General features: G+C 64.6%; 11 protein-coding genes. 2 read left to right on the forward strand and 9 right to left on the reverse strand.

Features of this window, described 5'->3' with window-relative positions; translation table 11 throughout:
• A complete protein-coding gene (locus CSW57_RS24420; RefSeq protein WP_189339173.1) occupies positions 1-156 on the forward strand; it encodes a hypothetical protein in 156 nt (51 codons plus the stop codon).
• A gap of 300 nt (positions 157-456) precedes the next feature.
• Positions 457-957, forward strand: coding sequence for a hemerythrin domain-containing protein (locus CSW57_RS07915; RefSeq protein ID WP_099382467.1), 501 nt, complete (start codon positions 457-459; stop codon positions 955-957).
• A gap of 50 nt (positions 958-1,007) precedes the next feature.
• Here CSW57_RS07915 and malQ read toward each other — a convergent pair whose 3' ends face one another.
• The 9 genes from malQ to CSW57_RS07960 form a co-directional block, all read right to left on the reverse strand.
• Positions 1,008-3,128, reverse strand: a complete 2,121-nt coding sequence (gene malQ / locus CSW57_RS07920; RefSeq protein ID WP_099382468.1) for a 4-alpha-glucanotransferase — start codon at positions 3,126-3,128, stop codon at positions 1,008-1,010.
• Between the two features lie 91 nt (positions 3,129-3,219).
• Positions 3,220-5,331, reverse strand: coding sequence for a xanthine dehydrogenase family protein molybdopterin-binding subunit (locus CSW57_RS07925; RefSeq protein WP_189339174.1), 2,112 nt, complete (start codon positions 5,329-5,331; stop codon positions 3,220-3,222).
• On the reverse strand, positions 5,328-6,326 hold the full coding sequence (locus tag CSW57_RS07930) for an FAD binding domain-containing protein (protein WP_099382281.1): 999 nt from the start codon (positions 6,324-6,326) through the stop codon (positions 5,328-5,330). The genes CSW57_RS07925 and CSW57_RS07930 overlap by 4 nt, the downstream gene beginning before the upstream one ends.
• Complete coding sequence (locus CSW57_RS07935; protein ID WP_099382282.1) at positions 6,323-6,898, reverse strand: (2Fe-2S)-binding protein; 576 nt, start codon at positions 6,896-6,898, stop codon at positions 6,323-6,325. The genes CSW57_RS07930 and CSW57_RS07935 overlap by 4 nt, the downstream gene beginning before the upstream one ends.
• Before the next feature lie 59 nt (positions 6,899-6,957).
• A complete protein-coding gene (locus CSW57_RS07940) occupies positions 6,958-7,347 on the reverse strand; it encodes a VOC family protein (protein ID WP_099382283.1) in 390 nt (129 codons plus the stop codon).
• A gap of 361 nt (positions 7,348-7,708) precedes the next feature.
• Entirely contained in the window at positions 7,709-9,094 is a 1,386-nt protein-coding gene (locus tag CSW57_RS07945) for a bifunctional phosphatase PAP2/diacylglycerol kinase family protein (protein ID WP_223249119.1), read from the reverse strand.
• 79 nt (positions 9,095-9,173) lie between these two features.
• Complete coding sequence (locus CSW57_RS07950) at positions 9,174-9,989, reverse strand: adenylate/guanylate cyclase domain-containing protein (protein WP_099382284.1); 816 nt, start codon at positions 9,987-9,989, stop codon at positions 9,174-9,176.
• A gap of 27 nt (positions 9,990-10,016) precedes the next feature.
• Positions 10,017-11,255: a fatty acid desaturase family protein gene (locus CSW57_RS07955; RefSeq protein WP_099382285.1), complete on the reverse strand. Its 1,239-nt coding sequence runs from the start codon at positions 11,253-11,255 to the stop codon at positions 10,017-10,019.
• A gap of 35 nt (positions 11,256-11,290) precedes the next feature.
• Positions 11,291-12,400 carry a ferredoxin reductase gene (locus tag CSW57_RS07960; protein WP_099382470.1) on the reverse strand — a complete coding sequence of 370 codons (1,110 nt, stop codon included), beginning with the start codon at positions 12,398-12,400 and terminating at the stop codon, positions 11,291-11,293.
• Positions 12,401-12,422: the final 22 nt, after the last annotated feature.

Raw genomic sequence — 12,422 nt, forward strand, 5'->3', positions numbered from 1 at the left:
ATGACCGACAACAAGAAGAAGTCAGAAGACAGCAAGGTCGAGGAGCCCAAGGGTGGGCGTCCCGGGCCTGTCGACGAGGGTGGCTCGGGCGGCATGGCAACGCGTGAGGTGACTCCCGAACTGGTTCATCGCGACGGCGAAGACAACGACGACTGACCCTCGCCACACAAGGGTCTTCCAGAAGCCACGTGGCTGGTATCCACGGAACCGTGACGGTTGCCGTTGCCGCACCTCGGCGGTGACTTGTTCCGTTCGCGTGAATTCATCGGGTGCGTGATCGCGAAGCCCGCTCAAACGGTGCCCGTCGACAGTTAAGCTCAGGCGGCGGACGCCGGGGAGAAGACTCGGCTGTGCCGTGGTAGACCCAGTGCAGTAAGCGCTTTCGGGCGCTCATCGTTGCGTCGTCCACGCAGCCCCGTGGACGACGTGCCACGTCGACCCACGACTGGAGTGATCATGTCCACAGACGCGATCGTCATTCTCAAGCAGGACCACAAGGACATCAAGAAGCTCTTCCGGGAATTCCGCGCCGCCGGTGAAGGCGCGACAAAAAAGAAGGGTGACATTGTCAACAAGATCATCGAGGCCCTCACCGTGCACACCTACATCGAGAACGAGGGCATGTACCCCGATGTGCGCAAACGCGTACCCGATGTCGAAGACGACATCCTCGAGTCCTACGAGGAGCACCACGTGGCGGACGTGTTGGTGATGGAACTCGCCGCGCTGAGCCCCGACAATGAGCGGTTCGACGCCAAGACAACCGTGCTGATCGAGAACGTCGAGCACCACATCGACGAGGAGGAATCAGAGTGGTTTCCCAAGGTGCGAGAGGCGTTGGGACGCAAGGAACTCCAGGAGCTCGGTGAGCACCTGCTCGAGTTGAAGAAAAAGGCGCCCCGTAGCCCGGCGCAGCCTTCGGCTCTCAAGAAGACGATCGACGCCGTCATCAAGTAACGCGCCAGAGGCTGCGGCCACCGACCGACGAGTCGGTGGCCGCAGCCTGTTCAGTCGGCCGCAGTGTGGCGCAGGGACCGCACGAGACGGGTAAAACGCGGGTGCTCTGCCAAGTCATCCACCAGTACCGCCTTGCCGTTCCCGTCGGCCAGCGGAACCGACCAGTTCGCGTACTGGCTCGAGTCGGTGCCCGGCTGGTTCTGGATGCGTCGCTCACCGACCGCATCGGTCAGTGCGACACCGAGCAGCAGAGATGGGCTGCGTGTGATGAGCGAGTGCAGGGCAGCCACCGTCTGCTCCTCGTCTGCATCGGCTGGCAGCAATCCCCGCTCTCTGGCGACGTCGAGGATGGCCTCACGGTCACGGGCATCGTTCGCTCGCTCGATCGCCTCGTCCTGCTCCAGCAGGCCGAGTTCGGACCGCAGCCTGATGTGTTCTGCCGCGAGATAACCGGCAGTCGGCGGCAGATCGTGAGTGGTGACCGTGGTCAGGCACAGACGCCGGTACTCCTCAGGAGGAACGGGCGCATCCGGTCCGTGTTCGAACCAGAGAATAGATGTGCCGAGGACCCCACGTTCACTGAGGTAGTCCTGCACGATCGGTTCGAACACGCCCAGGTCCTCGCCGATCACCACTGCTCCGGCCCGTTCGGCCTCCAGAACGAGAACTCCGATGAGGGCCTCGTAGTCGTAGTGGACGTACGCACCCGCTGCGGGCGACTCGCCTTCGGGAATCCACCACAACCGGAACAATCCCAGGATGTGGTCGATGCGCAAACCTCCCGCACGTCGCAGGACCGTCCGGAGCATGTCGCGAAACGGGATGTAGCCTTGTTCCGCCAACTTCCATGGGTGCCAAGGCGGTTGGTTCCACAACTGGCCCTGCTGGTTGAACGCGTCGGGTGGGGCGCCGACCGACACACGGGGCGTCAGTGCATCTCCGAGTGCCCAAACATCGGCGCCGCCGTGCTGAACTCCCACCGCGAGGTCGTGGATGATGCCGATGCCCATTCCTGCCGCGACCGCCGTTGCTTGCGCGGTGGCGAGCTGTTCGTCACAGATCCATTGCAGCCAGCTGTAGAACGCGATCCGGTCGGCCAGTTTTCCTCGCAGCTCGGCGACCCGTGCCGGATCCCTCAGCGACTTACGCCATTTCGGACTGTCGGCTCCGAACTTCTCGACGAGGGCGCACCATGTGGCGAACTCGAGTAGACCTTCGCCTTCCTCCGCGAGGTAGCGCTCGAACTCGCCACGTCTGCGTGGGCTCAGCGGCACCGCGTGAATGGTCTCCAGCACTTCGAGTTTGGATCGGTACACAGAATTGCGGCGAATCTTGCTCGCGTCTCGGTTCCACCGGGAGTACTTGTCGGCGAACTGCCGCATGGCTTGAAACTCGGCGCTGGGAAGACGTCCTGCTTCCGGGATGTCCTCGACCCTGACGTAGATGGGATTGACGAACCGCCGGGTCGTCGGCAGATACGGGGACGTCTCGAGCGGGGGCTGCGGTTGTGCTGCGTGCAGGGGATTGGCCAAGACGAAGTCCGCGCCGTGCACAGTACCTGCGATGTAGGCGATGTCGGCCAGATCGGACAGATCCCCGATCCCCCACGACCGTTCGGACCTCACCGAGTACAGCTGCGTTGTCAGGCCCCACCGTTGCTTGGGCCCCAGCTTGTCGGCCGTTGTCAGACGCTTGGGCGTCACTGCGAGTGTGGTCTGCGCAAGGGTGCCGGTGCCCACCTCTGCGTGCAGGGTGTGCCACCCGGTGGGCAACCCGTGCGGCGTGGCGAACGTTGCGCGCCCGACCATTTCGCCGTCGACTTCCCTCGGATCCACCCAGATGTCCAGCTGCGGAGCGTCGAGCCGCTCGCCATCCTCGCTGATCACCCACACCGAGACCGGCTCTCCATGGGGCACGTGGACGGGAACAGCGACAACCGCGTCTTCGACCATGACCACCACAGGCGGCAGGACCAGACGCCACGGTGCTTCATCGAGATCCTGGAGGGATCGACGGATCTCGCTCTCCGAGCCCGCCGCCACACCCAGGGCGGTCAAGATGTGACGCAGCGTGTCGTCGCTGACGGCCCGGCGTTCTTTGTCCCAGCCCTCATACGACGTGGCAACACCACACCGATCGGCCAGAGTTCTCAACTGCTCGGCGTAACCCACCGCGCCGATGCTGCCAGGTTTCACAGGTCCCCGCTCGCCCACCGGGGTGCCCTCAGCAGTCTTGTCCTGGTCGCTGCCGACGGTGTTCGCTTCAGTCGCGGTATCGCGGGTCAAGTTGCTCCACAATCTTGTCCGGGCGCACGGGCAGGTCCCGCACGCGCACTCCTGTTGCATTGAAGACGGCGTTGGCGATGGCGGCCGCCGAACCGACGTTGCCGATCTCGCCGATGCCCTTGCTGCCCATGGGATTGATGTTGTCGTCCACCTCCTCGATCCAGACGGCCTCGATGTCTCGCACATCTGCGTGCGACGGCACGTGGTAGTCCGCGAGGTTCTCGTTCCCGAATCCGCCGTATTGCGCGTCCGGATGTCCTTCTTCCATCAGCGCCATTCCCAGGCCGAAGGTCATTCCGCCGATGAGTTGAGAGCGGGCAAGACGTGGGTTGAGCACCTTGCCAACCGCGAACACGCCGAGCATGCGATCAACCGTCACCTCGCCGGTGTCCACGTCGACCGCGACCTCCGCGAAGTGCGCACCGAACGCTTCACGATGGAGATCCGAGGCGGCTTCGACGTCGGCGGTGGTATCGGCGAACTGCTCGACGGGGCGATCGACCGGCCCGCTCCCGATGTTCTCGCGCAGCCCTTCACACGCCTTGTGGACAGCAAATCCCCAAGAAGACGTTCCCGCTGACCCGCCGGCGCCCGGCGCCTTGGGAAGTGCACTGTCTCCCAGGTGAAGTCGCACCCTGTCCGCCTGCACCTGCAGTGCGTCGGCAGCAATCTGGGTCAGTACGGTGCGAGCGCCGGTTCCGATGTCCGACGCGGCCACCGACACGTCGAAGGTGCCGTCCGGTTGAGCGACCGCGAGTGCTGTACTCGGTGAGGTCATCGTCGGATACGACGCCAGTGCCACGCCCATCCCTATCAGTGTGCGCCCCCGCCGATTGCTGCCGGGTGTGGGATCACGCCGCTCCCAGCCGAATTGGTCCGCGCCCTTGCGCAACACCGACACCACGTTCCGAGAACTGAAGGCAGACCCCGACGCCGGATCGACGTCGGGTTCGTTGCGGGTACGCAGCTCGATCGGATCAAGCCCTAGTTCGTACGCAAGTTCGTCGACCGCCGACTCGAGCGCGTAGATACCGGGAGATTCGCCGGGAGCGCGCATCCATCGTGGGGTCGACACGTCCAGTGCAGCCACTTCGTGGGTTGTCCTGATGTGCTCGGTGTCGTAGATGTGTCGCGTCGCCTCGGCGGTCTGTTCGACGAATTCAACGATCTTCGATGTCTGTTGCACGGTGTCGTGACAAACGACCTCGAGGTTGCCTTCCCCGTCGGCGCCGAGGGCCACCCGGGAGAACGTGGGCGTCCGGTAGCCGACAAAAGTGAACGTTGCCGATCGCGGAAGCACAACCCGGACGGGACGGCCGACGAACCTGGCGGCCATGGTGGCGAGGACGGCGTTGGGCCGAGTGCTCCCTTTGCCGCCGAACCCTCCCCCGACATGCTCGGCGATCACGCGAACGTTGTCGGGCTCGACATCGAACAAGGTCGCCAGATCGCCCTGCACACCCGACGGTGCCTGCGTCGAGTCCCAGACGGTCAGGGTCTCTCCGTCGTCGGTCTGTTCCCAGCTCGCAATGGTGGCGTGAGGCTCCATCGGTGCGTTGTGCATCGCGGGGGTCGAGTACCAGTGGTCGACCACGTGGGCGGCATCGGAGATGGCCGCCTCGGGATCCCCGCGGCGTGCCTCGGCGGGGAATCCCGCATTGACCTCTTCGGGTGTGTACCGAGCCGGGTGAGTGGCGTGCAGGACGTTGTCGAAAGCCTCGGCCCGCTCGTAGTCGACGTCGAGCGACTCGGCGGCAGCGCGCGCCTGTTCGACGGAAATCGCGATGACTGCCGCCACGATCTGCCCTCGGTAGTGCACGTCCGGACCCTGCAGTACATGGAGCTCGGCGTCCTCCGATTCACCCAGCCGAGGAGCGTTCCCATGCCACATCACGCCCAACACCCCCGGCATCTGCATGGCGGTGCCATCGTCGACGCCTGTCACCCGGCCGACGTTGATCTGCGCGCCGACGTGCACACAGTGGACGACCTGCTGACCAGGGGGCACGCGGTCGGCGGTGTAGTGCGCCGTGCCCCCCACCTTGTCCTGGGCTTCTATCCGGGCGTGCGCGGTTCCGAGTGAGGTCATCGCGATGCCTCCTGCTCATCGACCAGACCCATCAAGGCCTGCGTCACCACAGAGCGCACCAGCGGGATCTTGAAGCCGTTGGAGGACAACGGTTCAGCGTCGGCGAGCTCGGAATCCACAGCGCGGGCGAACTCGGCGCGGCCGACGGCCTGCCCCCGCAGCGCCTCCTCCGCTCGCCGAGCGCGCCAGGGCTTGTGCGCCACTCCGCCCAGCGCGATCCGCACGTCGGCGACAACCCCGTCCTCGACGTCGAGAATTGCGGCAACCGACACGAGCGCGAACGCGAACGAGGCGCGATCGCGGACTTTGCGATAGGTCGAGAATTGCGCAGCCGGGTTGTCCGGGATGGTCAGCGAGGTGACGAGGTCGTCTCGGTCCAGGGTCGTGTCCAGCTGTGGCTGCTCGCCCGGCAGCCGGTATAGGTCGTCGAAGGGAACCGAGCGCGGTCCGGCCGGTCCGAGGACATCGAGATCCGGCTCCAGGACGGCCATTGCCACGGCCATGTCCGAGGGATGCGTCGCAACGCACTTGTCGGACGCACCCAGGATCGCCATGTCGCGGTTGAGGCCGTTGACGGCCGAACAGCCCGTACCCGGTTCGCGTTTGTTACACGCCTTTCCCGGGTCCATGAAATAGGGGCACCGGGTGCGCTGGAACAGGTTTCCCCCGGTGGTCGCCATGTTGCGGAGTTGTCCCGACGCGCCGGCCAGCAGCGCTTGCGACAGCACCGGATACCGCGACCGTACAAGCGGGTGGGCAGCGAGATCACTGTTGGGAACGTTGGCGCCGATGCGGAGCGCTCCGGTCTCGGTGATGGTCACGTCGTCGAGTGGGAGTCCCCCGATGTCGACCAAGGTGGTGGGCGCGACAACACCCAATTTCATGAGGTCGACGAGGTTGGTGCCACCGGCGAGTATTCGTGCCCCGGGATCGGACCCGAGACGCAGCATCGCCTCCTCTGTGTTCTGAGGCGTCGTGTACTCAAAGGTCTTCATGATGCGTCCTGCTCGGCGAGAACGTCTCCGGCGACGGAGCGCACAGCGGCCAGGATGTTGACGTAGGCGCCACACCGGCAGATGTTGCCGCTCAAACGCTCGCGGATCTCGTCGTCGTCGAGCACCCCGTCGTCCACGCCGGACGCCGGTGTCACCGCGCTGGGCCACCCGCGTTTGGCTTCGTCGAGCATGCCGACGGCCGAGCAGATCTGCCCGGGAGTGCAGTAGCCGCACTGGAAGCCATCGTGGTCGACAAACGCTTGCTGCAGATCGGTTCCGGACTCGAGGTCGGCGATGCCCTCGATGGTGGTGATGCGACGGTTCTGTGCCGCCACGGCAAAGATCAGGCAGCTCACCACCCGGCGCTCATCGATCAGAACCGTGCAGGCTCCGCATTGACCACGATCGCAACCCTTCTTCGAGCCCGTCAGGGACAGGTTGTCGCGTAGTGCATCCAAAAGTGTTGAGCGCGAATCGCATTGCACGTCGAGATCGCGTCCGTTGACGTTCAGGGTGATCGTTTCGAGCAAGGTGTCGGAGGAATGATGGCACGATGAGGGCTGGTCGTCCATTGGGGTGGTCTACCCACGCGCATCTTGGCATAAACAGTTGTCGAACGGCGCCGGCCACCTCATCTGTCGGCGCGCGTATCCCGTCTCAACGGGTGATCCGCGGGTACCTCGACAATGATGATCTTCAGTCCGTCCGGGTCGGCAATGTGCATTTCCACCAGTCCCCACGGCTCGGTGCGGGCTTCGCGGAGGATCGCGACGCCCCGACCTTCCAACTCCGACCTCGCGCCCGCCATGTCGCGGACCTGCAACCACAGGACGCAGCCCGGTGACGGATTGTCGCCTCCGGCCATGTGTGCCGCGACTTCGATGAGAGCGCTACCCGCGTGGAAGACGACGCCGCCGGGGTACTCACGTGCGATCGCCAGACCCAGCTGATCCCGGTAGAAGCGGACAGTCGCTTCGGGGTCGGACGGCTGCACGATGACTCGACCACTGAGTACCTCCATGGGTCATGTCTACCGGACCGTACCGGTCCACCGAATGGTGCATGCCCCGATGGCGATGGACGGGGCTGGTATTGATGGAGGGGTGAGACAAACGGGCGAAGCGACGTTGTGTTCGTCCGACCTGATCGAACAACCCTGAGGAGTCCGACCATGGGACAACCGATTCCCGCCCCGGACCGACCGATTCCCGAACCGGGGACCGAGCCGCCCACACCCCCGGTGCCGTCGCCAGAACCCCCGCTCCCGACACCGGACCCGGTGCCGTCGCCCTCGCCGCAGCCCCCGAATCCCGATCCTTCCCCGGGTCCGACAATCATCTGAACGGCAGCTCGGACCGTCGAAGTCCGTGCGTTGAGCCGAGTCAGTGGTAGACGGTGAGCGCCAGCGGATCCAGATCCAGATCGATGTGGTCGACCGGTCCGGTGACCTCGCCGTCGTGGGCGGTGAGGATCGGTCCCGAATGAGACTCGATCACCAGATGATCGGCTTGGATCGCGCCGAGCACCCGAGCGCGCTCGACCGTGCCGAACAGCGAGGCGGCGATGGCAGTCGTCCGCCCGAGACGGCGGTCGGCCCGAAGGTATTGGACGTCGAGCACGCCGTCGGCAAGGCTCGATCGGTTCGACGGGGTGAGCCCGCGGGGTCGGTATTCCCCGTTCCCGATGAAGATCGCCCAGACCGAGCGGCGCCTGCCGTTGATGACAAGATCGAGCGGTTTGTGGCCGCGTAACGCCCGAAACAAGGCCACGGCGGCCGCGGGCCATTTGCCGATCCGGTGCTCCAACCGCTCGCGAAGCCGCACCATCTCCGGGTATCCGCCCAAGCCCGCGGTGTTCAGGAACAGGCAGCCATTGATTCGTCCGACATCAACGGTGCCTGCCGAGCCGGCGACCACCGCCCTTGCGGTATCGGCGTAGGTCTCAAGGCTCAGCGCGCGAGCAAAATGATTCAGGGTGCCGGCCGGAAAGACCGCGAGAGGGAGATCTCTGTCGATGGCGATCTGCGCCACGGTAGCGGCCGTTCCGTCTCCCCCGGCCACTCCCAGCGCCCGGGAGTCGTCTGAAATCTGTTCGTCAAGTGGATAATCGGGATCCCAGTGCACGATTTTCGCATCAGGTAAGAGAGCGAGGATGCGAGTGTCGGCGCCTGCCGATGACCCGGATTCCGAGTTGAGAACGACGGTCAGGCCCGCACCCCGCGGGAGCGCAGGAGCCGACCCCGGACCCGTCTGCGCAGCTGTGGTGGGGACCGCCGGCCACAAGCGCTGCCCGGCCAGGGCGACACCGCCACCGATGGCCGCCCCGGCGATGACGTCACTCGGGTAGTGGACGCCGACATGTACACGTGAGTATCCGACCGCGGCTGCCAGCGGGAACAGCACGGCAGCGGTCCGGGGGCGCTCGAGTGCTGCGCCGACGGCGAACGCCGCGGCCGACGCGCTGTGTCCGCTGGGAAACGACGACGTCCACGGCATCCGAACCAGCGGATGGGGATGGGCGGGGTCCAACGTCGGCCTTTTTCGCCCGATCAGCGGTTTGAGGACGGTGTTGGACACCAGACTGGCGCCGGCAAGTGAGCCGAGGCCGCGCAGACCGGCGCGCCTCTGTCGTTTTCCGATCAGCGACATCACCACCGCGATGGTCATCCACAACTTGCCGTGGTTGGCCGCCAGGGTCAGTTGTCGTAGAGCGGTGTCAGACCAACCCGGGCCGGTCACCGTGCGCTTTGCGTCTTTGGGTGAGAGCACCCTCGGAGTCTATGGCGCTGTCGGGCAACCGCAATGTTTTCGCCGGTTGCGTATTCAGGCGGTCAGGCGACAGGTCGGCCTAGTCGTCGTACCTTGGCAGGACTTCGTACACCACCAGATCTTTTGGTGTTCCCTTTGCCCGAAACCGTCTGCGGCGCTTGATGTACTTGGACTCGTCGGTTGCTGCGAGTGTTGCCTCTGTGGCGAGCACCTCGCCGCCGGACGCCGCGTCGGCGACGCGGGCCGCGATGTTCACGTCGACGCCCAGGTAGTCGTCTCCCACGTGGCGTGGCTCGCCGGTGTGCAGACCGGCGCGCAACGCCGGGCGATATCCGTCCAATGTGATGGCACTGACGGCAAGGCCCGCCTCATGTGCGGCTTCGATCGCCTCGGCGCCGTCGGCGAACACCGCCATCAGTCCGTCGCCGAGGTGTTTTGTGACGATGCCACCCCGCCGCTTGATGACCGCCGCGCTGGCGTCATTGACCTGACGAAGGAGTTCGAGCACCGCATCGTCACCCGCACCCAGCGCCCACGTCGAGAATCCGACAAGGTCGGTGAACAGGATGGTGACCGGGCCATCGGATCGTGGCTTCCCGCTGCGGCGGCGGGTCATGATGGCCTGCCACGACTCGACGGCTGCCAGTGCCAACTCGCGGGTTGCACTGGCCCGCTCTCCGCGCGCCTGCGCGATCAAACTGGCAACTCGTTCCGAGTGCCTGAGCCGATCAGGGTCCACATCGGGACTGGCACCGGGTACCGCCCGGCGTGCGGCACGGGCGACGCGGAGGACGTTGTCGTTCCTGTCCGCGCGAGACAGGAAGTCAGCAACCCGCCCTATGGACGGTCGCTGCCCTTCAGGGCGGTCGCTGCCGCGGTTGTTGGCCTTACTCACAGCTCGAAGTCTATGTGCACCGGAGTCCTAGGCCACCTTCACCTTTGACTCGCGCAATTCACGCAGAGCGGTTCTCAGACCGCGCCGAGTGCCCGTCTGGGCATCGGAGCCGAACCCGGATTGCATGCCTTCGCGGATGTTGAAGCGGAGTTCCGAGGCCGTTTCCGGTGCGTCGTCCGCGCTGGCAGACAGCAGAGCATTGGGCAGCGCAAGTTTCGCGATGGTCCGGAAGGTCAGCATGTACTGGTGCCACAAGGTCCCGGTGGTGTACGGCAGGTCGTACTTGTCACAGAGCTCGCGGACCCGGACGCCGATCTCTTCGTACCGATTGCTGGGGAGGTCGGGGAACAGGTGGTGCTCGATCTGGTGACTGAGATTGCCACTCATGAATCGCATCAAGGTTCCGGCCCTGAAGTTGGCGGACCCGAGCATCTGACGCAGGTACCACCGCGACTGGTCCTCGTTTTCGTACTCCTGCACGGTGAACTTCTCGGCGCCGTCAGGGAAGTGCCCGCAGAAGATGACCGCGTAGGTCCAGTAGTTGCGAATGAAGTTCGCGGTGATGTTGGCCGTGATCGTGTGTTTCCAGTTGGGTCCGCTCAACGCCGGGAAGATCAGATAGTCCTTGGCCGCTTGTTTCCCGACCTTGCGTCCGATCACCCGGAGGTCACGACCCACCTCGCGCAGGCTCTTCTCGCGTTTGCGAACCTTTTCGGTCTCGACATGATGAAGCGCGACACCGTATTCGAAGAATGTGCCGAGAACGAGGTTGTACACCGGGTTTCCGATGTTCCACCACTCCCACGGTTGGTCGCGGGTGACCCGCAGGATGCCGTAGCCCACGTCGTCGTCCATCCCTACGATGTTCGTGTACTTGTGATGGATGAAGTTGTGTGAGTGCTTCCACTGACTGCTCGGGCACGTGGTGTCCCATTCCCACGATGACGAGTGGATTTCCGGGTCGTTCATCCAGTCCCACTGCCCGTGCATCACGTTGTGCCCGAGTTCCATGTTCTCGATGATCTTCGCCAAACCGAGCATCACGGTGCCCGCGGCCCAGGCCGGCTTCTTGTTGCTCGCAAAGAGCATCGCCCGCCCACCGACGGCCAGTCCACGCTGGATGGTGATTGCGCGACGGATGTACCGAGCGTCGGCCTCCCCGCGAGACTCCTCGATGTCTCGCCGGATGGCGTCCAACTCCGCGCCCAGCGCGTCGACGTCGGCTTCTGTCAGGTGTGCGTATCGGTCGATATCGGTGATCGCCACTGGTGGGATACCTCCTGTTGGTCTGGATGTGCAGGTCAGAGGTCGAGCGTGCATTCACCGGAGACCGTGCTGATGCACGTCTGGATCCGGTCTCCTTCTCGACGCTCATCTCCTGAGCGCAGATCCCGTACGTAGCCGCCGCTGAGCGGGACCACGCACGACTGGCAGATGCCCATTCGGCAGCCGAACGGCATCTGGATGTCCAGCCCCTCTCCCGCTTCGAGAAGAGTTGTTGCGCCGTCGATTTCGGCGGTCTTACCGGATTTGGCGAAGGTGACCGTGCCGCCCTCGCCACCCTTGTCGGTACGGGCGATCGCAAAGCGTTCGATATGGAGATGGTCTGAGCGGCCGGCTTCTTCCCAGACCTGTTCGGCAACGTCGAGCATTGCAACGGGACCGCAGGCCCAGACCTCGCGGTCACGCCAGTCGGGAACCAGCGGAGTGAGGTCGGCGAGGTCAACCTTGCCGTTCTCCCTCGTGAACTGCATCGTCAGTTTGTAGGTCAGCGAATTCTCGTGCAGCGCAACGAGTTCGTCATGGAAGATGACACTCTCGCGGTCCGGTGCCGAGTGAACGTGGACGACGTCCGGCATGTCCCCTCTGTGCTGAAGCGCCCGCAACATCGCCATCACGGGTGTGACGCCGGAGCCGGCGGTGACGAAGAGGATCTTCGGCGGCGGCGGACTGGGTAGCGAGAAGTCACCTTTGGGTGCTGCCAGGCGAATCACGGTGCCAGGCGAGACACCATCGACCAGATGGCTGGACAGGAAGCCATCGGGATTGGCCTTGATGGTCACCGAGATCACCTTGGCGTCACCGGCGATCGAGGTCAGCGAGTAGGAACGCCAGTGCCAACGGCCCTCGACCTGCAATCCGATGCCGACATACTGCCCGGGACTGTATCGGTGACTGAAACCCCAGCCGGTCTCTATGTCGACGGTGGCTGTGTCGTCGGTTTCCTTGCGTACGGCCACGATTCGACCGCGCAGTTCCCGAGCCGACCACAACGGATTGAGCAGATGCAGGTAGTCGTCGGGCAACAGCGGTGTGGTGGCACGCGCGACCAAACCCCGCAAAACATTCACCTGGGGCTTGGTTGCATCGACCTCGGCCGCCGGTCGCTTACTCCACTTCAGCAGATCCACATGCACTCCGTTCGCAGGCACG

It is taken from the genome of Williamsia muralis (assembly GCF_002735905.1).
GTDB lineage: Bacteria > Actinomycetota > Actinomycetes > Mycobacteriales > Mycobacteriaceae > Williamsia > Williamsia muralis_A.

Bases quoted from the DNA above. Each gene is read 5' to 3' on its own strand.
- CSW57_RS24420 (WP_189339173.1), top strand. From the start codon at position 1: ATGACCGACAACAAGAAGAAGTCAGAAGACAGCAAGGTCGAGGAGCCC.
- CSW57_RS07915 (WP_099382467.1), top strand. From the start codon at position 457: ATGTCCACAGACGCGATCGTCATTCTCAAGCAGGACCACAAGGACATC.
- CSW57_RS07925 (WP_189339174.1), bottom strand. From the start codon at position 5,331: ATGACCTCACTCGGAACCGCGCACGCCCGGATAGAAGCCCAGGACAAG.
- CSW57_RS07930 (WP_099382281.1), bottom strand. From the start codon at position 6,326: ATGAAGACCTTTGAGTACACGACGCCTCAGAACACAGAGGAGGCGATG.
- CSW57_RS07935 (WP_099382282.1), bottom strand. From the start codon at position 6,898: ATGGACGACCAGCCCTCATCGTGCCATCATTCCTCCGACACCTTGCTC.
- CSW57_RS07940 (WP_099382283.1), bottom strand. From the start codon at position 7,347: ATGGAGGTACTCAGTGGTCGAGTCATCGTGCAGCCGTCCGACCCCGAA.